The sequence below is a fragment of the Aquimarina sp. Aq78 genome, assembly GCF_900299525.1.
Classification (GTDB): Bacteria; Bacteroidota; Bacteroidia; order Flavobacteriales; family Flavobacteriaceae; genus Aquimarina.
Genome location: NZ_OMKA01000001.1, coordinates 175,046 through 200,766 on the forward strand (window position 1 = coordinate 175,046; position 25,721 = coordinate 200,766).

The following is a 25,721-nucleotide window of genomic DNA, read 5'->3' on the forward strand; positions in this document are numbered from 1 at the left end:
TTTTTAATTTTTAGTATTTTCGCTCTACTACAACCTCAAATCTAAAGACGAAATCATGAAAAAAACAATCTTTTTTATTCTTTTTACAACGCTTTCTGTTGTTTCTTATGGACAATATCGCTGGGAAGTTTCTGGCGGAGCTACTTTTTCTAAACTAAACCTTGATAACAACGAAACTACGGGTGGAACCGGTTTTTTTGTTAATGCCGGATATGGCTATGTAATGGGAGTTAGAGCGAGAACAAGTATTGTTTTTTCTTTAGACCTTTTACAACGTACCAGCGAAATAGAAGGAACAGGTGATGCAGAAACACTACAGGTTGGATTTAACCCAAAATTTAGATACTTAACAGGTGATGGTAAAGATCGTTTTCGTGGCTTTATTAATGTTGGGCCTTCTTTTAGGGTAAATACAAAATTTGAAATAAACGGTGTAGAATTAGAAGATGATGCCTATGAGAATTTGATTATAGGTGGTGTGTATGGAGCTGGTTTTTCTCAAATGATAGGAGAGATGTTTGATGTTATGGCAGAAGTAGGAGTAATGAACGATTTTGTAGATAACCTTACAGATACTAATAGTAAATTCTTTGATATTTATGCACGAGTAGGGGTTCGATTCAGAATTTATGATGCACGACGATAAACTTTAACAAATAATATGTATTTAAAACCCTGCTTCGGCAGGATTTTTTTATACTTCAATTTAATTTTTTGTAAATTAGATACTTACAAAAAAAGAATAATTGGATGTCGTATTGGGGATATATAGCAATTAGTGTTCTTGCAGTGTATGTTATTGTAAGTATAACCTTGTATTATTTGCAGGAGTACTTTATTTTTAAACCAGAGAAGTTAGATAAGGATTTTGAATTTCATTATAACAATCAGGTTGTAGAAGAGTATAATCTGGAAACAAGAGATGGGGCTATACTTAATGGTCTTCATTTTAAAGTAGAAAACCCAAAAGGTGTTGTTCTATATCTTAAAGGGAACTCTAAAAGTATAAAAGGCTGGGGGAAATTTGCTGTAGACTTTACAAGACACGGATATGACGTATTTATGTTGGATTATAGAGGGTTTGGTAAAAGTACAGGCAGACGTTCTTTTAAAGCAATAAAAAGAGATCTTCAGTTTGTCTACAATAAGATAAAAGATAAAGTAAAGGAAGAATATATTATTCTATATGGTCGTTCAATGGGATCTGGATTTGCTACAAAACTTGCCTCTATTAATAATCCTAAAATGTTGATATTGGATGCTCCATATTATAGCCTAAATAAGGTTGCTGCAAAGTTTATACCTTTTATGCCGATTTCTTTAATAATGAGGTATCCTATACCAACCTATAAATGGCTTAAGTATGTAAATTGCCCTATTCATATTATACACGGCACTCATGATAAATTAATTCCTTTTAAGTCAAGTATTAAATTGTCAAAAATTCGACCAAAGCTTACTCGATTGTATACTGTGATAGGAGGAGGGCATAAAAATTTAAATAATTTCGAATCTTACCATAAGATGCTTGAAGAAATTATCAATTCTAAAATGAGAAAGATAAACCTTTCTAATACAAGTATTGGTGTTGTGCACTCTTCAAAAAAGGCAAATGCACAAGCTTAAAAAAATACTATTGTGGAGTATATCACTCTATAGTATTGCTATGGTATTGCTTTATTTTTTTCAAGAAAAAATTATTTTTCAACCAGAAAAACTTTCTACAGATTTTGTTTTTCAATTTGAACATCCTTTTGAAGAGTTTTTTCTAAAAACCAACGATAATAGTCGTCTTAATGCTATTCGCTTTGTTAATGAAGATCCCAAAGGGGTGATTTTGTATTTTCATGGTAATAAAGGAAGTTTGAAACGTTGGGGAGAAATAGCAATGTTCTTTGCAAAAAAAAATTATGATATTATCATAATGGATTATCGAGGATATGGAAAAAGTACAGGAAAAATCAGTGAACAAAAATTATATGATGACGCTCAATTGTTTTATAACTATGTTTTAGAATTGTACCCCAAAGATCAAATAACTATTTATGGACGATCCATTGGTACCGGAATTGCAGTAAAAGTAGCTTCAGATAATCAACCTGGTCATTTGATATTAGAAACTCCTTATTACAATATGAATGACGTAGCAGAAAGCTGGCTACCCTATTTTCCAACGAACAAGTTATTACGGTATAAAATTCCGTCTAATAAGTTTATACAGAATGTAGTTTGTGATATCACTATTTATCATGGAACCGATGATAGAGTAGTTCCTTATGCATCGGGGGAGCTATTATTTAATAGTATTTCAGCCTCAAATAAAAGAATAATTACAATACCAAAAGGATCGCATAACGACTTAATAAAATTTGAAGAGTATCTTACTACAATTGATAATGTCCTTAAAAATGACTAATCATATTAAAAAGAGAAGCGCCATTCTTAAATAAAAAGACGTAGCGCTTCTGTAAAATCTATGATTTTTTTAAAATATAAAGAAAATGGTTTATTTAGAACTTACCATTTAATACTCCATAAGAGCATCTCTATACTCTTTTAAGTCTGATATATTCGTTCTGTTTTTAAGACTTTTTGTAAGTGATACCAAATATTTAAGACTCTCTACTGGGTCTTTAGTTCCTTCATTGTTTGTTATTTCGGTATCCTCATCTATAGGTTCATCATCCGGAATTGGTATGAGAAAAGAATTATTCTCTTCTATATGTTCATAAGTAAACCTAAGAACTTTTACTACTAGTGGTATTTGCTCTTCTAAAGCATAAGTCCTTAATTCTTTAAGGTCTCCAATTAGTGCATCTGTATTGATACCTGTTTTTTCCAGGTCTACCAGAATTTTATCGATTAACTTGATTGCTTTTTTATTTTCCAAATGGGTAATATTATAAAGATGATTAACTACTAATGATTGCAAATTTAAATTTTTCTTGAATTATTAGAAATCAATTCGAGGTATTTATTTACGTAAATATTTGTTTTTTTTATTTAGTATAATTTAACACACAAAGATGTTTTGTGTTAAATTACTGTTTATCAATTAGTTAAGAGCTCTATCTTTAATCTATACTACTATTCCGGCTAAAGTTTGAGGTAAAACCGTAACCGTATATGCACTAAACCTCTTTATCTTTGACATGTATTCCAATTACAATTTTTCCCTTACTTTTTTTGTTTTCCCCAACACTTACCTCCTTATCCTAAGGAGGTAAGTTCTTCAAGGGGTATTATGTACTTCAATAAATTACTACTTTATTACCCGATACAAGGCCTGGTTTTTACTTTGAGTTTCTATGAAAACATAGGTTATATGTATATATAGCTACATACAACTAGGTGTTGAGATATATTATTTTTGAATATTAGAAAAAAATAAAACAAGATTCATAGTCACATGATGATGACCTATGATTAAAAAGAATTCTTATTATTAATTTATTTTTTAATAGCTAGTAGAACAATTTCATATTCAGAATCGACTGCTACAGAATCATTAGAGACTGTAACTTCTCTATCCGAGTATTTATCAATCAAAATGGTTCCCTCTGGGAAAACAGAATTAATTTTAATTACTTTTTCTCCCATAGGAAGACCTAATCCTATTACTACCTTGTCTGATATTCCATTTTTATGATACTTTCTTGAAAACACATAGGGTTTTTGAGATATCATTTTGTGCTTACCAGCTCCTACAGCGGGGTGATCTTTTCTAAAAACTCCTAGTTTTTGCCAATGCCTTAATAATGCTTTGGTATCCTCATTGTTGATAGCATCCCAATTCATATTAGATCTAAGAGTAGCATCTCCTTTAGTTTCATCGATGATTAAAGGTCTTGCTATTTCATCGCCATAATATATTTGTGATATCCCGGGAGTTAGTAGCAGTTTGGTGGCAGATTCATAAGTTTTATTTCTTTTATTGTCAAAAGGTTTACCGTCATCATGAGAGCTTATGTAGTTGGTTATCCCTTTACCAATTAAATTTGTATATAAAGTTTTACTGTATTTGCTAAACAATTTTTCATAATCAAGCTGATTAGCATCGTGTTTAAATTGAAAATTGATCATGTTATCAAATCCATGAGCAAAATAATCTACTTTGCGATCTCCAAAATCATAATATCGTTTACCATCGATTCCATAACCATATAATTCACCTAATATAAAGAACTCATTATTATCCAGTAGTTTATCTGGGTTTTTTGATTTCCATTCTAAGAAGGCTAACTTAGCTTGCTCGGCCAGGATACTCCAAGCATCTTCTCTAATATGTTTTACAGTATCTACTCGATATCCATCTATCCCTAAATCTCTAACATAGTCTGTTAACCATTTGATAATATAATTTTTAGGAGATCTTTTTAATCTTGTTTTAGTAAAGAAAATATCTATTTCTGCAAGTTCTATTTCTAATCGTCCCTCTGCCTTCCATTTATTTATTAATGCTTCGGGTAACTCTACATTTTCATTATTCTCTGTTTTTATATCAGGAAGGTTTTTTACCAGAGTGCAATTTATAGTGCTTTCATAATTTTTATAAGTGCATTGTGGAGAGGTTCGTACCCAGCTATCTGGCCAAACAGGATCTTGCTCGGTAACCGGGCCAGTATGGTTCATTACAACATCCATTAGAATTCGGATATCGTTTTTATGGGCAGTTTCTACTAATTGTTTAAGTTCTTTATAAGTGCCAAAATTCGGATCAATTTTTGTCCAATCCTTTGTCCAATACCCATGAAACGCATATGTATTTCCAGTACCTTCATCTACACTTCCGTGTATCTGTTCAACAACAGGGCTGAACCAAATCACATTAACTCCAAGGTCTTTAAAATATCCATCTTCTATTTTTTGAGTAATCCCTTTAATATCACCACCTTCAAAACCTCTAAGCTTCCCTGTTTTTTTAGTTCGCTCTAAAACTTTATCATTTGTAGTATTCCCATTTTTAAACCTGTCGGTTAACAAAAAATATATATTGGATCCTTCCCAAACAAAGGAAGGTTTTTCATTTTTTTTTACTTTATTAGTATTAGGTTTGGTGATTTTTGATTGATCAATACCATCTTTTTTTGACTCCTCTTTACATCCGATCATTAGGCATAAGAGTAAAAAAACAATGGTTTTTATAAATTTGAACATAGTATTTAGGGATTTAAAAATGCTAAGCTATAAAAAGTCTCATAAAAATTAGAGAAAGATGAATTACTAAATTCATAAAAATGAGTGACATTATAATTTGTTATGCATTTTTGCAAATCCATAAGGTAAAGAATTGATGTAATTAATTTTTATTTTTCTATAAAAATAATGTTCCTTTGGAGTCAAAATTATAAAAATGACCAAATTCAAAGCATGGATCTCTGCAGCTAGATTAAGAACTTTACCACTATCGGTTTCAGGAATAGTTGTTGGATCAGCTTTAGGTTATATAAATTTTTTAGGAACAAACATCTTTTGGTTGGCCATTGCTACTACATTAGGGTTACAAATTTTATCCAATTTTGCTAATGATTATGGTGATGGGGTAAAAGGAACTGATAATGAGGATAGAGTTGGGCCACAAAGAGCTTTGCAAAGCGGAGCCATTTCTAAAAAAGAAATGTATAAAGGAATAGTACTTACAGCATTAATCACGTTAGGAGTTGCCATTGCTTTAATTTATGTTTCTTTCGGAAAAGAAAATTTTTTCTATTCTGTATTCTTTTTCATACTAGGACTTACTGCTATAGCAGCCGCGATTAAGTATACGATGGGTAGTTCTGCATATGGCTATAGAGGCTTAGGAGATCTTTTTGTATTTATCTTTTTTGGGTTAGTTAGTGTGGTTGGATGCTACTTTTTGTTTGCAAAAAAACTTGACATACTTGTTTTTCTCCCCGCCATCACTATCGGATTATTAAGTGCTACAGTATTAAACCTTAATAATATGAGAGATTATCATAGTGATAAAAAAGCAGGTAAAAATACACTTGTTGTAAAACTAGGAATTAATCGAGCAAGAACATATCATTTTACTTTGCTAATTATCGCTATGCTATCCATGTTAGTGTATCTTTATGCTACATATAAAACTCCTATAAACTTTTTGTTCCTGATTGCTTATATACCTTTACTCATTCATATACGAAAGGTAGCCAAAACTAGCAATTCAGAACTACTGGATCCTGAGCTAAAAAAAATAGCTTTAACAACATTTTTACTGTCTATTTTATTTAGTCTGGGGCAGATTTTATAATTTAGTCGAACTCTGTAATTACAGATGATTTATAGTAGTTCCTTGTAATATTCTATTGTATCTCAAGATCTATTTATAGTATAATAAGTTTAAATTTTTCACGCATGAAAATTACCTTTTACGGCCATAATACTTTATTAATTGAAATTAATGAAACAAATATCCTTATAGATCCATTTATTTCGGGTAATCCATTATCTAAGGATAAAATTGATATGAGTACAATTAAAGCAGATTATATACTGCTTACTCATGCACATCAAGATCATGTTCTCGATGCAGAGGCTATAGCGAAAAGAAATACTGCTACGATTGTCTCGAATTATGAAATAGCTACATATTACCAGAACCTAGGCATAGAAGTGCATCCTATGAATCATGGAGGAACCTGGAATTTTGAATTTGGAAAAGTAAAATATGTAAATGCAATTCATACCAGTAGCTTTGCCGATGGAACTTATGGGGGACAACCAGGAGGATTTATTATTGAAGGAGAACATAAAACCATTTACATTGCTGGTGATACAGCATTAACAATGGATATGAAATTAATTCCATTAAGAAATACTTTAGATCTTGCTATTTTACCAATTGGGGATAATTTTACAATGGGAGTGGATGATGCTATTATCGCAAGTGATTTTGTTGAATGTGATAAAATATTAGGTGTACATTATGATACTTTTGGATATATCGAAATAGATCATGATGAAGCCAAGCAAAAGTTTTTTGAAAAAAACAAAGACCTTATGCTATTGGGTATAGGGGAAAGCATCGTATTATAATGGATGCCAGTTATTATAAGTATACCCTTCAGTTTAAAAGACCAAGCGGTACTTCGAGAGGGATTCTAAAAACCAAAGAAACCTGGTTTATCGTGATTTCTGATGGAACAAAGAAAGGGATAGGTGAATGCGGAATTCTAAGAACATTAAGTATAGATGACCGACCAGATTATGAGGATAAATTAAGGTGGACCTGTGAGAATATTCATTTAGGAGTAGATAAACTTTGGGAAGAGCTTATAGAGTTTCCAAGTATTCAGTTTGGAGTAGAGATAGCTTTTAGATCTTTAGAAAGTGATTCTCCTTTTTTATTATTTCCTTCGGCATTTACTAATGGTGAGGAACGAATTTCTATCAATGGACTCATATGGATGGGAGATAAAGAATTTATGAGGCAACAAATTACCTCAAAATTAGATGATGGGTTCGATTGTATAAAAATGAAAATTGGGGCTATTGATTTTGAAACAGAACTAAATTTGTTGTCCTATATACGATCTCAGTTTTCTTCAGACAGTATTGAGTTAAGAGTAGATGCAAATGGAGCTTTTAAACCAGAAGAAGCCTTAGATAAATTAAAACGCCTTTCTGTTTATAATTTGCATAGTATAGAACAACCTATACGACAGGGACAACATATAGAAATGGCAAGATTATGTAAAGAAACTCAATTACCTATAGCGTTAGATGAAGAATTAATAGGTGTTTTTGATGTAACAGAAAAGAAAAAAATACTACAAACTATACAACCACAATATATTATTCTTAAACCAAGCTTGGTAGGAGGTTTTAAAGGAACCAAAGAATGGATTGATATTGCAGAATCATACGGGATAGGGTGGTGGATTACCAGCGCACTAGAGAGCAACATAGGATTAAACGCTATTGCGCAATATACATATACCTTAAATAGCAAAATGCCCCAAGGTTTGGGAACAGGGGGATTGTATACGAATAACTTTGATTCACCATTGGTTGTTAGTCAAGGAACTTTGGGATATTTTAATAACATAAACTGGAACGTAAATTATTTAAATTAAGATTATATGTATATAGCACAAGCACTTAAAATAAAACATGATTGGTGGAGATATTTAATCGGGTTAGTAATCATTTTTATTTTTTGGCAATTTATTGGCATTATCCCTTTATTCATAGGGGCATTTATAAATACTGGTGATTTACAAACGTTGATGGTTGCTGCAGAATCTAACTTCACCTCGTTAGATATGAATTCTAATTTATTTCTAACCTTAGTGATTATAAGTTTTATATCTGGATTGTTGGGGTTATTTATAGCTGTTAAGTTTCTTCACAAACAAAAGATTAGAGAATTGACTACAACAAGAAAAAAAATTGATTGGAAACGTATTTGGTTTACATTTTTTCTTGTTTCATCTATAAATATTGTGTTTTTTGTGATTAGCTATTATACAGAACCAGAAATTTATAAGCTTAATTTTGAAATGATTCCTTTTTTGATCTTGGCTTTAATTTCTTTACTCTTGTTACCGCTACAAACCAGTTTTGAAGAGTATTTGTTTAGAGGATATTTAATGCAAGGTATAGGTGTTTTAGCTAAGAATAAATGGTTGCCACTTATCATCACTTCTGTAACGTTTGGATTACTTCATGGTTTAAATCCAGAAGTCGAGAAACTAGGCTATATTATGATGGTGTTTTATATAGGGACCGGTCTTCTATTAGGTATTATGACTCTAATGGACGATGGTATGGAATTGGCCTTAGGCTTTCACGCAGCAAATAATATAATGGCTGCAATGTTGGTTACAACAGACTGGAGTGCTTTTCAGACTAATGCAATATTTTTAGATATATCAGAACCTTCGGCAGGTATTGATATTGTACTTCCGGTTATTATATTATATCCTATTTATCTGTTCATATTAGCTAAGAAATATAAATGGACAGGGTGGAAAGATAAACTATTTGGAAACATAACATCTGATAGAGTTTTAGAATAACTAACAAAAAGATAACACACTCTTTACATATTGATAACTTATGAGTATGTTAGAAAATTGAAATTTGAATATGCAAACTAAGAGTACATTTTCTATACCCGAAATACATCAAAGCTTTTCAATAAATAAAAGTTCTTTTGATAAAGAAAGACTAAAGTCTTTGGCTTATAGTTTTATTAAGGAAGGTGAGGTTTATGAACAGGAAGCAGGAAGTTTTTTGTTGGATTGGTTAAATGAAAAAGATCATATTGTTGTGCAAACTTCAGGTTCTACGGGAAAACCAAAAAAAATAAAAGTTTATAAACAGCACATGATCAATAGTGCAATAGCAACCGGAAAATTTTTTAAATCTGAAGAAGGAACTACCGCACTGCTATGCCTTCCTGCAAATTATATTGCTGGGAAAATGATGCTTGTAAGAGCTATGGTATTGGGATGGAAGATAGATTTGATACCTCCAAGAACAAATCCTTTGGATACGGTATATAAGCAATATGACTTTTGTGCAATGGTACCCTTACAATTAGATAACTCTCTTAATAGACTCCATTTAATTAAAAAACTAATAGTCGGTGGTGGTCCTGTTTCAGAAAATTTGAAAGAATTGGTTCAGGGTTTTAAAACTAAAATATTTGAAACCTACGGTATGACAGAAACAGTTTCTCATATCGCTGCAAGAAGAATAAATCCAAAGAAAAAAGATAAAAAAGATGCTCGCTATTTTAAGGCGCTACCTAATATCACATTAAGCACTGATACAAGAAATTGTTTGATTATTAAGGCTCCACAACTAAATGAAGAAACAATTATTACCAATGACGTAGTAGAACTAAAAACATATAAAAAGTTTTTGTGGAAAGGGCGTCATGATAATGTAATTAATAGTGGGGGGGTGAAGTTGTATCCAGAAGAGATAGAAACAAAATTACAACTATTGATCGGGCATCGTTTTTTTGTTACCAGCATCCCTGATGATACACTAGGTGATAAAGTAATCTTGCTCATAGAACATGAGTATGATAAGATTTCATATCTAACACTGCAAGAAGGGATACAAAACCTAAAGACTTTAAACAAATATGAAATCCCGAAAGAAATTTATTTTCTACCTCAATTTATAGGAACAGAAAATGGAAAAGTACAAAGAAAACAGACAGTAGAGATGGCCATGAATTTTAAAATGTAATTCTTTTCAAATTAAAATTTGAATTGTGCCTGCCAATAAATTCAAACCATAAACTCTTCACTCCTACGTTTTGTGGAAACATAAAAACCAATATTTCCTTTTTACTCAATAAAAAGACTACTTCACTCATTTTTGATTGTTATCACTTATAAGAACACATAGTTTTAGTTCATAATTAAAAACTATCAACTATGAGACTATTATATTATATTTTGTTTGTTTTTCTTACCATAGGAATTACGAATGCGCAACAAATAAAAATTACAGGAAAAGTAACCGATGATCAAAGTCTACCATTACCAGGGGTTAATATCTTAGTAAAAGGTGATGCTAACGGTACGCAAACAGATTTTGACGGTAATTACTCTATTATGGCGAATATTGGAGATACACTACTGTTTTCTTATGTGGGATTCGAAACTGCAGAAGAAAAAGTAACTGTTGCCTCTACCATTATGGATATTAAGTTGATTCCTGCTTCATCACAACTAGAAGAAGTTGTAGTCACAGCATATGGGTCAAATAGGGTAAGAAAATCGATGAGTTATGCTGTATCTAGTAATAAACCAAGAAGGAGAGGTAGAAAACATAGGCAAAGACGTATGAGCAAGCCGTCGGGAGTACAGGTTTTTAGTACAGGTAATGCATTAAAAGTCCGAGGAATAAGTTCGGTTTCAGGTACAAAACAACCGTTGTATGTGGTAGATGGAGTTCCTATTGATAATAAAGATATTACTGTGGTAAAAGCAATAGATCCGGCAAATATTGAAAAGGTAGAGGTGCTTAAAAATAAAAAAGGAGCTTCGATTTATGGAGCTAAGGCTAAACATGGGTGCATTGTAATTACAACACATTCTGGTAATTATAAAGTACAAAATGATGAATCATACAGAGAAATTGTTGAGAATGATTTTAAAAGAGTTCATATGGATCCTCTTTCTACCTTCTCTATTGATGTAGATAAAGCATCTTATAGTAATATTAGAAGAATGATTAATACCGGAGTTAAAGTTCCCGCTGATGCCGTTAAAATTGAAGAAATGATCAATTATTTTAATTATCAATACGAACAACCCAAAGACGAACATCCTTTTGCAATTCATACCGAATATGCCTCAACTCCTTGGAATACAAAAACGCAATTGGTTAAGATTGGATTAAAAGGAAAAGAGATTCCTCAACATGAAATTCCTGCGTCGAATCTTGTGTTCTTAATTGATGTATCAGGATCAATGGGTAACAGTAACAAGTTACCGCTACTTAAGAAAGCTTTTAAACTTTTGGTGAATCAATTACGGGAAAAAGACAAAGTTTCTATTGTAGTATATGCCGGAGCAGCAGGAATGGTGCTTAAACCTACATCTGGTGCTAATAAGCATGAAATTAACCAAGCACTGCAAAACCTTGAAGCTGGAGGATCAACAGCAGGAGGAGAAGGAATAAGACTGGCATATAAAATAGCCAAAGACAATTTTATAAAAAATGGGAATAATAGAGTCATTCTAGCCACCGATGGTGATTTTAATGTAGGAATTAGTAGTGATAAAGACATGAAAAAACTGATTGAAGAAAAACGAAAATCTGATGTGTTTTTAACATGCCTGGGATTTGGGATGGGGAACTATAAAGATAGTAAGTTAGAAACGTTGGCCGATACTGGTAATGGTAACCATGCATATATTGATACTATGCAAGAAGCACAAAGAGTATTGGGAAAAGAATTCGGCGGTACTTTATATACAATAGCCAAAGATGTGAAGATCCAGGTTGAGTTTAACCCTAGTAAAGTACAGGCATATCGATTGATAGGGTATGAAAACAGGCTTTTGGCAGATGAGGATTTTATAGATGATACCAAAGATGCAGGAGAGCTGGGGAGTGGGCATACAGTAACTGCACTGTATGAGGTAATTCCTATAGGAGTAAAAAGTAAGTATGTCAAAGAAATTGCTGATCTAAAATATACCAGCTCAACGATTAATAAAGAATATGGAGATGAGTTATTAACCGTTAAGTTTAGATATAAAAAGCCGCAAGAGAAAAAGAGTATAGAAATGGTTCATGTTTTGCATACAGATTCCAAAACTTCCGCTTCACAAGATTTTAATTTTGCAGCTTCAATCGCTTGGTTTGGAATGAAATTAAGAGACTCAAAATATATTAACAACCAAAATATTAAAGACATAATATCTTTAGCCGAAACGAATAAAGAAAAAGACAATCAGGGGTATAAAGCAGAGTTTATAAGACTCATGAACAGTTATCAGGGATTGTAAGGTAATCAAAAGGTATTGTTAAAGTTAGAAAGAGACATCTGTATTGTTTTGCAGGTGTCTTTTTTTGTGATATTTTTATTTCAATTATATAATTAATTGCCTCACACTAATCATAACAATGAAAAACTTTTTTATTATAATTTTACTTTTCCTAAGTACTACAATCCAATCTCAAATCCTTAAAGAAAGAGAAAGAGCCGCAGCAATTGATATGGTTTTAAAAGATCGATTCGATAATCTTTTGCCTCAATTAATGGATCGTACAGAGTTTGATATGTGGATTCTGATTTCAAGAGAATACAATGAAGATCCCGTACTTAAAACAATGCTTCCTTCAACCTGGCTAAACGCCAGAAGGAGAACTATCTTAGTTTTTTATAGAGATAAAGCCAAGAATACAATAGAAAAACTGGCTGTAGCCCGATACAATGTGGGAAAAAATATTGATTCTGCCTGGGATAAGGATAAACAACCAGATCAATGGAAAGCACTAGTGGATATCATTTCAAAAAGAGATCCTAAAAAAATTGGAATTAATTATTCTAAGGATTTTGGAATTTTGGATGGTGTAGTAAAAACAGATTATGATGAGTTTATGAAGGTGCTGCCAGAAGAATATAAATCAAGAGTTTCCTCGGCCGAGAAATTGTCAATAGCGTGGGTAGAAACACGTACCAAACAGGAAATGGAAATATATAAAGAGTTGGTAAAGATCACTCATGCTATTATAGAAGAAGCATTTAGTACATCGGTTATACAACCAGGAACCACTACTACAGACGATGTAGTGTGGTGGCTAAGACAAAAGGTAACCGATATGGGGTTAAAAACCTGGTTTCATCCTACTGTAGATATTCAACGTTCGGGAGAAGCATTACAAAACCATATTGTTTCCTTTTCTGATCGACCAAAAGATAAAACGATTCGACCTGGAGATTTAATTCATTGTGATTTTGGGATTACGTATTTACGGTTAAATACAGATTGCCAGCAACATGCTTATATTCTAAAAAATGAAGAAACATCACCGCCAGAGTTTTTAACAAAGGCTTTTGCAGACGGAAATAAAGTACAGGATATTTTTATATCTAATTTTAAGACCGGTAAGACCGGAAATGAAATTTTATTGAAATCCCTGGAACAAGGAAAAGCCGAAGGGCTTAAACCATCAATATACACACATCCATTAGGGTTGTATGGGCATTCTGCTGGTCCAACAATAGGAATGTGGGATGCACAAGGCGGAGTCCCGGGAACAGGAGATTATCTCTTGTATGAAAATACGGTTTATGCTATTGAGTTAAATACTACGGTAACACTCCAGGAATGGAAAAAAGATATACGTATTATGCTCGAAGAAGCAGGTTTTTGGGGAACTTCAGGTTTTGAATATGTTAACGACAGACAGACAGAATTGATAACCATACCAAAACGATAATTTTTATCACAATATAGTTCTGAATTCCTATATTCGTGGATTAGATTTTTTAATATTTAAAGTTTATAATTAGTCAGGATTTTATGAATCGATTATTTGTTTTTTTATTTGTGAGTACTTTATTATTTGGATGTAGTTCTGATAATGATGTGGTTGTTAATGAACCGGATAATAGCGAAGTTATTACCGAAAAAGAAAATGCGTTGCTAACTATTTCTAGAGGGAGTAATTTTAGTATTAGATTTAATGAAGAAATTAAAGATCTTAGTTTAGAGGTGATCATAACTGGAGAAGATGGTACAATCTTGACAAGAAATAATATTGAAACAAATACAGAAATTAAATTGATGGCAAAATATGATACAAATAAGCCGTATCATTTACATTTTGTGCTCAGATATCTTGAGTCAGATACCGAACCAGAATTTAGATATGAAAATGTTGTAAAATATTATGTTCAAACTTTTTTGAATGTTTCTAATCGTACATACTTTTATGATCTGGACATTGATCAAGGTAAAGCAGAGGGTACTGCAGAACTAAAATTTGATAATGTTCCTTTTAATTTTTTGAATGCATCACAAAATACTAGTTTTGGAAGTTCTACTTCATTTGATTTACCAATTGTAGATAATAAACTTAATTTTGATGTTAAAATTAAACAGGTTGGCGCGACTACCGTATATGCATATGCAGAAAGTACAAAAGTTGGTTTTGAGGAACTTAGGTATACAAGACAAGAATTAAGTAATGGAGAACTAGTAACTTTAGATTATAATACTTTACCCAAAGCAAAACTGATAAAGGTTAATTTTCCGGATTTAGGCCTGTCAAATTCTGCTTTTAGAAGATTCACCAGTAGTCTATCAGGTTTTGATTCATCAGAAAATTCTACTTTTTTTAGATTTGATAGTAATTTGGTATTTCCAGGCGGCGAATTATCAAAAGAGTTTTTTGTTCCAGAGAATATTTTTGAAAAGTATTCGTTTTTTGGAACATCGGTATTTGATGATAATATTACTTCAACTCGGAATTTTTATAATACTATTGATGAAATTCCAAAAACATATGTTCCGTCAACTTTAAATGTTTCTATAATAAATAATTCCTTTCTAAATTATCAAGCAACAGTAGCAGGAGATTACGATTATTTTAATTTTGCGGCATCATATAGTGATGGTGAGAATGTTTTAGCAGATACCAAAAGGTTTAGCTGGGTAATTTTTGATTCGGCTATTCCGTCAATATCAATTGTTTTAAAAGATTTAGTTTCAGAATTTATTAGAGAGGAAGATGGTTTTAATATAACGGCTTCAGATCTAGGAAATCCACAACTAACTATTTATAAGAGTTCTGAAATTAATGATAAGAACGATTTTGTTGATATGGTAATCAATAGGAACCGTTCTAAAAATTTAAGAAATATATCATACGAGCGATGGATATCTATTGATAGTGGCTCTAAAAGTAGCTTTAATATAGAGAATGATATCTATGAAATGCAGTTGTTACCAAAAGATGATTACGCGTATTAAACTTTAATAATCATTTACCTACCAAAATCCTCATCATTTGTTCGGCGGTAACTGTACCGATCATTTTTATTTCGTCTCGCGGAGTATCATCACCTATTTCATAAGTTACACCTGTAGCGTTATGACCATATAGAAACCATCCTTTAGAAACTGGTTTCTTACTGTTTCCTGGTTTTTCATTTACAACATAGTCGGGGATATTGTTTTCTAATGCGGTAAACCAATTCTCTATAAAATGGGGGAGTGTAGTGCCTTTTCGTATTTGATTGGTGTAAAATATATCATACCAGGTAGAGTGAAAATCTAAACCCAGAATTAGTTTAGAATTATGGTTTTTTAATGTTTCGGTAATAAATTGTACAGTCTGTCTAATTTCGGGCTGTCGGTATGCAGACCAATCTCGATTAGTATCAACACCACCGGCATTATGCCTCCAGTGCCCAAGATCTACACCATCAGGATTCATAATTGGGAAAGCCAATACCCGGTATCTGCTTAAGAACTTATCAGAAAGCTCAGAATCATCTAAAATGGTTTGTACAAAGTGCTGAAAGGCAAAATAACCTGTAACTTCAGGAGGATGCTGACGGGTTAGTAAAACGATAAGATCTCTGTTTTCAGGCTTACCTTTATAGATATCCAAAACAGGTAAGTTTCTGCCTAATTTTGAAGCTCCAAAAATACTAAGATTTGCATAACTCTCTTTTCCTTTGATTAGCGTTGTATACCAGTTTTTAACATCATTAGATGATTGTATTTCTTGTGAAGCTATTACTAGAGGAGTCTTTTCTAATTTTACTTTAATCGTAGTACTTTCTCCAATTTCATATACATTGGTTGAATCTATACTTCTCCATCGACCATTTACTTTTAGCTGAGGAAAATACCTGTGTTTATGCCCTTCTGTATATTGAAATTTAAAATAAAAATATTTGGATGTATTTGCCCATGTTTTAAAAGCATAATAAGCACTTTTGTTGATAGGAGTGTTTTCTGGGCTTATGATTACAGCAGCGGTACTGTCGTTTATTTGTCTAAACCCATTAAGACGAGCTCCATCAAATTCATTACTGGCATATACACCTGTATCTTTTAATTCATAAGTTTGCTTAGTTTGAAAATTAATTTTTTTAGTAGTAGTATCCACTGGGGTTTCAAAAGAAACTTTTTTAACAGTTTGGCAACTTGATAGAAAAATAAAACTCAGTATCCATATAGGATATAAGGTGTTGACATATACTTTCATAATGAATGAGTTTTATTGTCTGTAAATTAATATCTGTAAATAGATGAATAAAGATACTGAATACAAATTTCATTACTAAGTAAACCCTAATTACTAAGCAATTAGGGTCAATGATTATTAAATGCGAGATGATATTTTGATTTTATACCTGAATTATTCCCAAATTAAATTTCTTTTCGATTGGAGAATGGTCTGCAGCTTCTATACCCATAGAAATCCATTTTCTCGTATCCAATGGATCTATAATTGCATCTGTCCAGATACGTGCAGCAGCATAATACGGAGAAGTCTGCTTGTCATATCTGGCTTTGATTTTATTAAACAAAGCTTTCTCATCTTCTTCAGATAATTGTTCTCCTTTCTTTTTTAAAGAAGCGGTTTCTATTTGTAATAATACTTTTGCTGCCTGCGAACCTCCCATTACTGCTAATTCTGCACTTGGCCATGCAGCAATTAATCTTGGGTCATATGCTTTGCCACACATCGCATAATTACCAGCACCATAAGAATTACCAATTACGATTGTGAATTTTGGGACTACGCTGTTACTTACAGCATTTACCATTTTTGCACCATCTTTAATGATGCCACCATGTTCACTTTTGCTACCAACCATAAATCCAGTTACATCCTGTAGAAATACCAATGGTATTTTCTTTTGATTACAATTGGCGATAAATCGTGTTGCTTTATCAGCCGAGTCAGAATAGATGACACCTCCAAACTGCATTTCTCCTTTCTTAGTCTTTACAATTTTACGTTGATTTGCTACAATACCTACAGCCCATCCATCGATACGCGCATACCCAGTTAAAATAGTTTGCCCATATCCGGCTTTGTATTCTTCAAAATCAGAATCATCTACTAGTCGATTGATGATTTCCATCATGTCATACTGTTCATTTCTGGCTTTTGGTAAGATACCATAGATATCATCTTGATTTTCTTTTGGAGAAACAGGTTTACTACGATTAAAACCAGCTTTTTCAAAATCCCCAATTTTTGACATTATATTTTTAATAGTATTTAGGGCATCTGCATCATCTTTAGATTTATAATCGGTTACTCCAGAAATTTCACAATGAGTGGTAGCACCACCCAGAGTTTCATTATCAATACTTTCTCCGATAGCTGCCTTTACCAAATAACTTCCGGCAAGAAATATACTACCTGTTTTATCTACAATCAATGCTTCATCACTCATGATAGGTAGATATGCACCTCCAGCAACACAACTTCCCATAACAGCAGAAATTTGAACGATTCCCATACTGCTCATTACCGCATTATTACGAAATATTCTCCCGAAATGTTCTTTATCAGGAAAGATTTCATCTTGCATTGGTAAATATACTCCTGCACTATCTACAAGATAGATGATTGGTAATTTGTTTTCAATAGATAATTCCTGGGCTCTTAAGTTTTTCTTTCCTGTAATAGGAAACCAGGCTCCAGCTTTTACTGTTGCATCATTTGCAACAACAATACATTGTTTTCCACTTACATATCCAATCTTAACAATTACACCACCACTAGGACATCCTCCATGATCTTGATACATATCCTCTCCTGCAAAAGCACCAATTTCTATAGATTTAGAATCTGTGTCCAATAAATAATCGATTCTTTCTCTTGCGGTCATTTTGCCTTTGGCATGCAGTTTTTCTATACGTTTTTCGCCTCCTCCTAATTTTACTTTAGCTAGTCGCTGTCGTAATTCTGATACTAAAAGTTTATTGTGATCTTCGTTTTTGTTGAAGTTTATATCCATTGCGTGTATTGTGTGTATTGTTTGCACGAAAATACAAAAAACGTAGATTTTATGAATGATAGAAAGTCAATTTAAACCGTGCCATTATTTCGCTTTTTAAATAATGTTTTTTAAGTTATTTAACCTGTTGTTTTTTAACGGTTTAATAGATGGGTTTTACCAAACCTATAATTAGGAATTCCATTATTTTGTGATTGAATTGAGTGCTAATCAAATAATTTGGTTACAACGCTTGTTTGTATCAACGCAGTATCATCATTTAGAATCAGAAAATGATGATATGTGTTATTGATAGTACTATGAATCATGTTTTATAGTCCATACTTAACCCTTGAAGATACGTTTTTAAAAAAAAGTAAATTCTTAATTTGCTGTAGGACAATAGGTAAACTATTTTTTTGTTTTAACAACTCTATAAAAACCTGTGTTTTGACGATAAAATACCGATATTTGCACTTGCTTATGTATAAAAACATGAGTAACCGTACTAAACTAAAAAAATAATTTATGGGAATGAATAAAAATACAGTGTTGGCTTGGGCAACTTTTATAATGATAATAGTTGGTTTAGCACTTATTGCATTAGGAGCTTTTAGATATAGAGATGTATCGGGATATGGTTTTGCGGCTGTTGGAGTGGGATTTTTTGCAATTGCCTGGGTTTTTAATGCATTAAAAGGAAGAGTTTAACTCTTATAACTATACAATCAAAAATAACAATTAGGGGCTTATGTCAGACGATAAAAAAGTAATCTTTTCGATGTCCGGAGTTAGTAAAACGTACAAAAGTGCAAATACTCCGGTTCTCAAAAACATATATCTCAGCTTTTTTTATGGAGCTAAAATAGGTATTCTGGGACTTAATGGTTCTGGAAAATCTACTTTACTTAAGATTATAGCAGGAATAGATAAAAACTATCAGGGCGATGTTGTATTTGCTCCTGGATATACAGTTGGTTTGTTAGAACAAGAACCAAAACTGGATCCTGAAAAAACTGTACTAGAAGTAGTAAAGGAAGGAGTGGCAGAAACTGTTGCCATTTTAGATGAGTATAATAAGATCAATGATATGTTTGGTTTACCAGAGGTCTATGAGAATCCTGATAAAATGCAGGAGCTTATGGATAAACAAGCTAACCTGCAAGATCAGATTGATGCCAGTAATGCATGGGAGCTGGATACCAAGCTAGAAATAGCTATGGATGCACTTCGTACTCCAGAATCTGATAAGAAAATTGGAGTACTGTCCGGTGGTGAACGTAGAAGGGTAGCTCTTTGCCGTCTTTTATTACAAGAACCAGATGTTTTATTATTAGATGAACCTACTAACCATTTAGATGCAGAATCAGTTCATTGGCTAGAGCATCACCTACAACAATATAAAGGTACTGTGATTGCTGTAACTCACGACAGATACTTTTTGGATAATGCTGCAGGATGGATATTAGAACTTGATAGAGGAGAGGGTATCCCCTGGAAAGGAAATTATTCTTCATGGTTAGATCAAAAATCAAAACGACTAGCACAAGAACAAAAACAAGCTTCTAAACGTCAAAAGACTTTAGAACGAGAGCTAGAATGGGTTCGTATGGCCCCAAAAGGTCGTCAGGCAAAACAAAAAGCACGTTTAAGTAATTACGATAAACTGCTTAGTCAGGATCAAAAACAAGTGGATGAAAAGCTTGAGATTTATATTCCTAATGGCCCTAGATTAGGAACTAATGTAATCGAAGCCGAAGGAGTAAGTAAGGCTTTTGATGATAAGTTGTTGTATGAAGATTTAAATTTTAATCTTCCTCAGGCAGGTATTGTTGGTATTATTGGTCCAAACGGAGCTGGTAAGACTACTATATTTAAAATGATAATGGGAGAAGAGCAACCAGATAAAGGTAGCTTTGCTGTCGGGGATACTGCTAAGATTGCTTATGTAGATCAAAGTCATAGTAATATCGATCCTGATAAGACGATTTGGCAAAACTTTAGTGATGAACAAGAGCTAGTCACAATGGGAGGAAGGCAAGTAAATTCCAGAGCGTATTTGAGTCGTTTTAATTTCAGCGGAAGCGAACAAAACAAAATGGTATCTGCTCTTTCTGGAGGTGAACGTAACCGATTACACTTGGCAATGACCTTAAAAGAAGAGGGTAATGTATTACTTTTAGACGAACCTACTAATGATCTTGATGTCAATACGTTACGAGCTCTGGAGGAAGGGTTGGAAAACTTTGCTGGATGTGCTGTAGTAATTTCTCACGACCGTTGGTTTTTAGATAGAGTTTGTACTCATATTTTAGCTTTTGAAGGAGATTCGCAAGTATATTTCTTCGAAGGAAGTTTCTCTGATTACGAAGAAAATAAAAAGAAACGTTTAGGTGGTGATTTAATGCCAAAACGTATTAAGTATAAAAAACTGGTAAGATAGTATGCCTTTAAAAAAAATCAAAGTAATTGCTTTTGATGCAGACGATACGCTTTGGGTAAATGAGACTTTTTTTAGAAAAGCAGAGGATGAGTTTTGTACTTTGTTAGAAGAGTATTTATCCAAAGAAGAAGCAAATAAATTACTTTTTGATGTTGAAATGCAAAACCTACCATTATATGGTTATGGGATCAAACCTTTTACACTTTCGTTAATAGAAGCGGCTATAAAAATTTCTAATGGAAATATGACGATTGATTTGGTGCAAAAGTTGATAGAAAAAGGAAAGGAAATGCTTCGGGAGCCCATAGAATTGATTGATGGAATTGATCAGACATTAGATCAATTATCTAAGAAGTATCGCCTTGTAATGGCAACTAAAGGAGATTTGTTAGATCAGGAGCGAAAACTCATTAAATCTGGACTGGAAAATTATTTTCATCACATTGAAATTGTTTCTGATAAAACAGAAAAACAATATAAAAAACTAGTAAAACATCTGGATATTACTGAAGATGAATTTTTAATGGTAGGTAACTCTTTAAAATCTGATGTCCTGCCGGTTTTAAATATTGGAGCACATGCATTTCATATTCCGTTTCATACTACCTGGGTACATGAAATGGTCGATGATAAAATAGATCACCCAAATTTTAGAAGTTTTGCAAAGGCTAGTGAGTTATTGCAAATATTATAAAAATGAAAACAAAACTAGATCTTACTACTTGGAACAGAAAAGAACATTTTGACTTTTTTGGTAGTTTTGATGAACCGTTCTTTGGGATAACAACAACTGTAGATTTTACATTAGGATACCAAAAGATAGAAGATCTGGGGTATCCTTATTTTTTGTTTTACCTCTACAAATCCCTTCATGCTGCAAATTCAATTGAAGCATTTAGATATCGTATAGAGGATAATCAAGTGTTTGTATATGATAAAATACATGCATCACCAACTATAGGGAGAGAAGATCATACATTTGGATTTTCATTTATGGAGTATGATGATGATTTTGATATGTTTTGTAATAAAGCACAACAAGAAATTGAAGCTGTTAAAAAAAGTACAGGATTGCGACATACAGATAATGCCAAGCGTATAGATACGATTCACTATTCATCTATTCCCTGGTATAATTTTACTGGACTTACACATGCTAGACATTTTCAGTTTAAGGATAGTGTTCCTAAAATTTCTTTTGGAAGATATACCAAAGAAAACGGTAGATTAAGTTTACCAATTGCTATTAATGTACATCATGGACTTATGGACGGATACCATATTGGCCTTTATCTCGAAGAGTTTCAGCGGTTATTGAATGAATAGTGTATTTCTTTATCCTAAAAATGATTCTTTAAGACCGTAATCATTATAGAAAAACAAAAGCCTTACTTTTAAATGTAAGGCTTTTGTTTTTATTGTTTTAGGTACTGAATATAAGCTTTTTCTTCTGGATTAAATCAGAAATGCAATCCCATAACTTAATTCTTTGAATTAATGATCTCTTGGCGACTTGCAAAGCTTCTTCCCACTTTTTTGAATCATTGCCACATAATTGAGAAATCATTTCTAATGAAAGCGGTCCATGTTCATCTCCATCAAGTTCGATATGCCTTTCTAAGTAGTACGTTAGTTTGTTATACAGTTTGTTTTCTAAGTCGGATTTTTTCAATATTTCAATAAACATATCAGGAATTACATCTTCTCTACCAAAGGTGAATGCAGAAGCAATACGATGTGGTTCTCCTGTTTCTATAATTTCGAAAGAAAACTTAACAAAATCTATTACGTGTTGGTGGATATGTAATTGACTTAATGCATCATTAACATCATTTCCGGATTCAATTAAATCAATTAACGAATCAATTTTGGATGTATCAGCTTTCATCTGTTTCATGGCATCTAAATACATTTCAAAATGACTTTTGGGCTCTCCTAATTCATTAATGTCACTTTCTTCTGCATATACTATTTCATTTATAAATCTTGATAGTACAGGGTTTTTTCTTGGGGTCCATGGAGTAGTGGTGTTAGTTAATTTAACCTGTATTGCTTTTAATAAAGACATGAAATCCCAAACTGCGAAAACATGGTTTTCCATAAATATTTTTATATCATTAATATGATCTAAATTTTTATAGAGTTTGTGATTTTGTAATTGTGCTCTTAAATCAAAAAGTTCATTTTCTATATGTTGCAACCTATTCATAATGTATACATTCTATTTTGCTATTTCATGTTAGTTATTCTAATCAAAGAAAAATTTTAAAGCTGTGTTTTTTACTGGCGCAAAAATAATATAAAAACAGAATACCACCGCATATAGCGGTGGTACTTGCAATGATAAATCATTTTAATATAGGAAAGTATTGTTGAATTATATTAAATAGTGAATGGGATATTCTATATAAGAAATAACAACATACTTTTACACAAATTCATTGACGAAAATACCATAAAATCGTATGTTTATTTATGAAATAATCATTACAATTTGTAATACCCCATTCTATTATGTTATAATCGCATAATTCAATTTTATATTAGACAGTGCACATTTCAACTTCCATATCTGCTATAAAGTTATCAATTTGTTCATAAGATACATTGGGCATACAAATGATATGAGATTGCCCATTTTCTGTTGCTAATTGCCATTTGTTTATAATTTTAGGGCTAGGAGCAGGGAAAATTATGGTAATGGCATTGAGGTTTCTCCAGGCTTCAATTCCAAGGTTTTTTAGTTTACTTTCTGTATAAGAAGCCACGGCCAAACTATGTTCTGTACGTTTTTTGAACCCTTCGATTCCTAATTTTTTTATAGCATACCATAAAAATAATGGAGTATGTCCATTTCTTGATCCGGTTATCGTAGCATCAGAACTACCTATATATGCTATTCTTCTTGCAATTCGGTCTCTATTATCTTTTTTTACAATAACCACACCCGATGGCATTGGAGATCCTATAAATTTATGTCCACTGATTGAGATGCTATCTATACCATCCTCAAAATCAAATTGAGGCCGTGGAGTAACAAACGGAGCAAAACCACCCGCCAGAGCAGCATCTGCATGAATGTAATGCTTCTCTATAGCCATATCTTCCAAAATTCCTTTAATTTTTTTGGTATTGTCTTTAGCTTCAGTCATTGTAGTACCAATATTCGCAACTACTATTGCTGGTCTATGTCTGTTGTAGCCAATAGCTTCTTTTAAGTCGTTATAATCCATCTCACCGTTTGGGAGTGATTTTATAATTACATGATTGATATTGAGTAGGGTTACATTTTTTTGAATACTATAATGTGTAGCTTCAGAAAAATAAACCATTCCTTTTGGATATAACTCTCTCGCTACATAAAGACTGTACAGATTTCCTTCAGAGCCACCATTGGTTACATATCCCCAAATATCATTTTCATGCGCTCTAAATAACCCGGCAAAGAAATTTACAACTTCACGTTCCATAGCTCTCGAATCTACGCGATATGTAGATTCGCTAAATGGATCTCCTAAATTATTTAAAGGAAATTGAAGAAATGGCATTAATTCTGAATAATCGAAGTCTTTTGAAACTGGGTATCCTAAAAAGTTTTTTGTTGTACTTTTGATACTATAATATAATTCTTCAAGCTGTTGTTGCTCTGTAGTGTGTAATTTCATAATAGGCTTAATAATTTGTTCAAAATTACATGTGTAAGACTAATATTCTAAATTATATGATAAAATAGGGATATTAATCTGTTTTGGTATCTTTTAAAAGATTTTAATTCTATTGCTGCATTGTTTGTGTACTCTTTTTAGAATATCATTCTTGTAGATATTTTGCTTTTACGAAGTGTAAAGGGAAGATAGAATTACACTATAAGAATAAAATAGAGTATTTGATCCAAAATAACTTAAAATGGTAATGGTAAAGTGCATTTATAAAGTGTATAATTCTTTAACTTCTCCGGCTTCCATTTCATCTAAATTGATAGTGCCAACTCGTACGCGTACTAATCGCAATGTGGGGAAACCAACAGCCGATGTCATTTTTCGTACTTGACGAAATTTTCCTTCTTGTAATGTGATAGAGACCCAACTAGTCGGCCCGTGCCTATCATCGCGTATTTTTTTTGGTCTTTCAGGAAGTTTGGGAATAGTCGCTAATTTAGAAGCTTTACAAGGGGCAGTGGTGTATTTTTTTCCTTCAAAACCAATTTCCACTCCTTTTCTTAACAATTCAATTGCATCTATAGTGATGTCTCCATTTACCTGGGCATAGTATTCTTTTTCTACTTTACCACTACAGATGTGATTACTTGTTTTTCCGTCTGTAGTGAGTAATAATAGTCCTTCGGATTTTTCATCCAGTCGTCCAATAGCCATTATTCCTTCTGGAAAATCATATAACTCTCCTAGTAGTTTCTTTGAATTTTGTTTTTGTCCGTTATTAATAAACTGGCTTAAATAGCCATAAGGTTTATAAATAGCGAAATGTTTATGACTTTGTTTATTGGTATTATTTTCCATTCAAAAGTTATAGAAATTGCTGTTTTAGAGGTGAAAAAATGAGTTTTCGAATTTACGAATTTAGTTTTATCAAAGGTTAAATTTCATATAGAACGATGAATCAGGCAAATACTTTTCTGAAATTAAAAATGAAAACTTATCTTTGTAGAAATTTCAATACATCGATATTTATATATCAGGCGTATATGTTATTGCAACCACTGGGTAAATTATTCGGTAAATCAATCTTAGAAATTGCTATTTTCCAATCATTCGTTTAGTATTTCAATGACAACCTCCGTATTTTAGGTTAAAAAATAGGTTTAAT

The 25,721-nt window shown here is 32.3% G+C and carries 22 protein-coding genes; 15 read left to right on the plus strand and 7 right to left on the minus strand.

Annotated features, from left to right (window positions below; translation table 11 throughout):
• Positions 1-55 precede the first annotated feature (55 nt).
• From DG435_RS00755 to DG435_RS00765, 3 genes are all read left to right on the plus strand, one after another.
• On the plus strand, positions 56-646 hold the full coding sequence (locus DG435_RS00755) for an outer membrane beta-barrel protein (protein WP_106793004.1): 591 nt from the start codon (positions 56-58) through the stop codon (positions 644-646).
• A gap of 104 nt (positions 647-750) precedes the next feature.
• Positions 751-1,626: an alpha/beta hydrolase gene (locus tag DG435_RS00760; RefSeq protein ID WP_106793005.1), complete on the plus strand. Its 876-nt coding sequence runs from the start codon at positions 751-753 to the stop codon at positions 1,624-1,626.
• Positions 1,613-2,416: an alpha/beta hydrolase gene (locus DG435_RS00765; protein ID WP_106793006.1), complete on the plus strand. Its 804-nt coding sequence runs from the start codon at positions 1,613-1,615 to the stop codon at positions 2,414-2,416. Before DG435_RS00760 ends, DG435_RS00765 begins: the two co-directional genes overlap by 14 nt.
• 108 nt (positions 2,417-2,524) lie before the next feature.
• On the opposite strand, the gene DG435_RS00770 is transcribed toward DG435_RS00765, so the two are convergent.
• Both DG435_RS00770 and DG435_RS00775 read right to left on the minus strand, forming a co-directional pair.
• Positions 2,525-2,890, minus strand: coding sequence for a hypothetical protein (locus DG435_RS00770; RefSeq protein ID WP_024769447.1), 366 nt, complete (start codon positions 2,888-2,890; stop codon positions 2,525-2,527).
• A 560-nt stretch (positions 2,891-3,450) separates the two neighbouring features.
• Complete coding sequence (locus tag DG435_RS00775; RefSeq protein WP_106793007.1) at positions 3,451-5,157, minus strand: alpha-amylase family glycosyl hydrolase; 1,707 nt, start codon at positions 5,155-5,157, stop codon at positions 3,451-3,453.
• Positions 5,158-5,353: 196 nt separating this feature from the next.
• Between DG435_RS00775 and menA the strand changes: the two genes are divergently transcribed.
• From menA to DG435_RS00815, 8 genes are all read left to right on the plus strand, one after another.
• A complete protein-coding gene (menA, locus tag DG435_RS00780; RefSeq protein ID WP_106793008.1) occupies positions 5,354-6,253 on the plus strand; it encodes a 1,4-dihydroxy-2-naphthoate octaprenyltransferase in 900 nt (299 codons plus the stop codon).
• Positions 6,254-6,357: 104 nt separating this feature from the next.
• Positions 6,358-7,038 (plus strand): metal-dependent hydrolase, encoded by a 681-nt coding sequence (locus tag DG435_RS00785; protein ID WP_106793009.1) that lies wholly within the window; start codon positions 6,358-6,360, stop codon positions 7,036-7,038.
• Positions 7,038-8,078: an o-succinylbenzoate synthase gene (locus tag DG435_RS00790; protein ID WP_106793010.1), complete on the plus strand. Its 1,041-nt coding sequence runs from the start codon at positions 7,038-7,040 to the stop codon at positions 8,076-8,078. Before DG435_RS00785 ends, DG435_RS00790 begins: the two co-directional genes overlap by 1 nt.
• A 6-nt stretch (positions 8,079-8,084) precedes the next feature.
• A complete protein-coding gene (locus DG435_RS00795) occupies positions 8,085-9,023 on the plus strand; it encodes a CPBP family intramembrane glutamic endopeptidase (protein ID WP_106793011.1) in 939 nt (312 codons plus the stop codon).
• A gap of 70 nt (positions 9,024-9,093) precedes the next feature.
• Complete coding sequence (locus DG435_RS00800; RefSeq protein ID WP_106793012.1) at positions 9,094-10,209, plus strand: AMP-binding protein; 1,116 nt, start codon at positions 9,094-9,096, stop codon at positions 10,207-10,209.
• A gap of 191 nt (positions 10,210-10,400) precedes the next feature.
• On the plus strand, positions 10,401-12,485 hold the full coding sequence (locus DG435_RS00805) for a VWA domain-containing protein (protein ID WP_106793013.1): 2,085 nt from the start codon (positions 10,401-10,403) through the stop codon (positions 12,483-12,485).
• A gap of 118 nt (positions 12,486-12,603) precedes the next feature.
• Positions 12,604-13,923 carry a M24 family metallopeptidase gene (locus DG435_RS00810; protein ID WP_106793014.1) on the plus strand — a complete coding sequence of 440 codons (1,320 nt, stop codon included), beginning with the start codon at positions 12,604-12,606 and terminating at the stop codon, positions 13,921-13,923.
• 83 nt (positions 13,924-14,006) lie between these two features.
• Entirely contained in the window at positions 14,007-15,458 is a 1,452-nt protein-coding gene (locus DG435_RS00815) for a hypothetical protein (protein ID WP_106793015.1), read from the plus strand.
• A gap of 10 nt (positions 15,459-15,468) precedes the next feature.
• On the opposite strand, the gene DG435_RS00820 is transcribed toward DG435_RS00815, so the two are convergent.
• Positions 15,469-16,704 (minus strand): M14 family metallopeptidase, encoded by a 1,236-nt coding sequence (locus DG435_RS00820; RefSeq protein ID WP_106793016.1) that lies wholly within the window; start codon positions 16,702-16,704, stop codon positions 15,469-15,471.
• Between the two features lie 142 nt (positions 16,705-16,846).
• Entirely contained in the window at positions 16,847-18,475 is a 1,629-nt protein-coding gene (locus tag DG435_RS00825) for an acyl-CoA carboxylase subunit beta (protein WP_106793017.1), read from the minus strand.
• A gap of 507 nt (positions 18,476-18,982) precedes the next feature.
• On the opposite strand from DG435_RS00825, the gene DG435_RS00830 reads away from it, so the two are divergent.
• From DG435_RS00830 to DG435_RS00845, 4 genes are read left to right on the plus strand one after another with little or no spacing between them, the layout of a single operon-like run.
• On the plus strand, positions 18,983-19,165 hold the full coding sequence (locus tag DG435_RS00830) for a CAL67264 family membrane protein (RefSeq protein WP_034238511.1): 183 nt from the start codon (positions 18,983-18,985) through the stop codon (positions 19,163-19,165).
• A gap of 40 nt (positions 19,166-19,205) precedes the next feature.
• Complete coding sequence (ettA, locus tag DG435_RS00835; protein ID WP_106793018.1) at positions 19,206-20,897, plus strand: energy-dependent translational throttle protein EttA; 1,692 nt, start codon at positions 19,206-19,208, stop codon at positions 20,895-20,897.
• Position 20,898: 1 nt separating this feature from the next.
• Entirely contained in the window at positions 20,899-21,591 is a 693-nt protein-coding gene (locus DG435_RS00840; RefSeq protein WP_074406055.1) for an HAD family hydrolase, read from the plus strand.
• A 2-nt stretch (positions 21,592-21,593) separates the two neighbouring features.
• Positions 21,594-22,223, plus strand: coding sequence for a chloramphenicol acetyltransferase (locus tag DG435_RS00845; RefSeq protein WP_106793019.1), 630 nt, complete (start codon positions 21,594-21,596; stop codon positions 22,221-22,223).
• A gap of 97 nt (positions 22,224-22,320) precedes the next feature.
• Here DG435_RS00845 and DG435_RS00850 read toward each other — a convergent pair whose 3' ends face one another.
• The 3 genes from DG435_RS00850 to DG435_RS00860 form a co-directional block, all read right to left on the minus strand.
• Positions 22,321-23,106: a DUF3050 domain-containing protein gene (locus DG435_RS00850; protein WP_106793020.1), complete on the minus strand. Its 786-nt coding sequence runs from the start codon at positions 23,104-23,106 to the stop codon at positions 22,321-22,323.
• 334 nt (positions 23,107-23,440) lie between these two features.
• On the minus strand, positions 23,441-24,562 hold the full coding sequence (locus DG435_RS00855) for a histidine decarboxylase (protein ID WP_106793021.1): 1,122 nt from the start codon (positions 24,560-24,562) through the stop codon (positions 23,441-23,443).
• A gap of 261 nt (positions 24,563-24,823) precedes the next feature.
• Entirely contained in the window at positions 24,824-25,414 is a 591-nt protein-coding gene (locus tag DG435_RS00860) for a pseudouridine synthase (RefSeq protein WP_106793022.1), read from the minus strand.
• Positions 25,415-25,721 lie beyond the last annotated feature (307 nt).

Coding starts and splice junctions, on each gene's coding strand:
- DG435_RS00755 (WP_106793004.1), top strand. CDS start 56: ATGAAAAAAACAATCTTTTTTATTCTTTTTACAACGCTTTCTGTTGTT.
- DG435_RS00760 (WP_106793005.1), top strand. CDS start 751: ATGTCGTATTGGGGATATATAGCAATTAGTGTTCTTGCAGTGTATGTT.
- DG435_RS00765 (WP_106793006.1), top strand. CDS start 1,613: ATGCACAAGCTTAAAAAAATACTATTGTGGAGTATATCACTCTATAGT.
- DG435_RS00775 (WP_106793007.1), bottom strand. CDS start 5,157: ATGTTCAAATTTATAAAAACCATTGTTTTTTTACTCTTATGCCTAATG.
- menA (WP_106793008.1), top strand. CDS start 5,354: ATGACCAAATTCAAAGCATGGATCTCTGCAGCTAGATTAAGAACTTTA.
- DG435_RS00785 (WP_106793009.1), top strand. CDS start 6,358: ATGAAAATTACCTTTTACGGCCATAATACTTTATTAATTGAAATTAAT.
- DG435_RS00790 (WP_106793010.1), top strand. CDS start 7,038: ATGGATGCCAGTTATTATAAGTATACCCTTCAGTTTAAAAGACCAAGC.
- DG435_RS00795 (WP_106793011.1), top strand. CDS start 8,085: ATGTATATAGCACAAGCACTTAAAATAAAACATGATTGGTGGAGATAT.
- DG435_RS00800 (WP_106793012.1), top strand. CDS start 9,094: ATGCAAACTAAGAGTACATTTTCTATACCCGAAATACATCAAAGCTTT.
- DG435_RS00805 (WP_106793013.1), top strand. CDS start 10,401: ATGAGACTATTATATTATATTTTGTTTGTTTTTCTTACCATAGGAATT.
- DG435_RS00810 (WP_106793014.1), top strand. CDS start 12,604: ATGAAAAACTTTTTTATTATAATTTTACTTTTCCTAAGTACTACAATC.
- DG435_RS00815 (WP_106793015.1), top strand. CDS start 14,007: ATGAATCGATTATTTGTTTTTTTATTTGTGAGTACTTTATTATTTGGA.
- DG435_RS00820 (WP_106793016.1), bottom strand. CDS start 16,704: ATGAAAGTATATGTCAACACCTTATATCCTATATGGATACTGAGTTTT.
- DG435_RS00825 (WP_106793017.1), bottom strand. CDS start 18,475: ATGGATATAAACTTCAACAAAAACGAAGATCACAATAAACTTTTAGTA.
- DG435_RS00830 (WP_034238511.1), top strand. CDS start 18,983: ATGGGAATGAATAAAAATACAGTGTTGGCTTGGGCAACTTTTATAATG.
- ettA (WP_106793018.1), top strand. CDS start 19,206: ATGTCAGACGATAAAAAAGTAATCTTTTCGATGTCCGGAGTTAGTAAA.
- DG435_RS00840 (WP_074406055.1), top strand. CDS start 20,899: ATGCCTTTAAAAAAAATCAAAGTAATTGCTTTTGATGCAGACGATACG.
- DG435_RS00845 (WP_106793019.1), top strand. CDS start 21,594: ATGAAAACAAAACTAGATCTTACTACTTGGAACAGAAAAGAACATTTT.
- DG435_RS00850 (WP_106793020.1), bottom strand. CDS start 23,106: ATGAATAGGTTGCAACATATAGAAAATGAACTTTTTGATTTAAGAGCA.
- DG435_RS00855 (WP_106793021.1), bottom strand. CDS start 24,562: ATGAAATTACACACTACAGAGCAACAACAGCTTGAAGAATTATATTAT.
- DG435_RS00860 (WP_106793022.1), bottom strand. CDS start 25,414: ATGGAAAATAATACCAATAAACAAAGTCATAAACATTTCGCTATTTAT.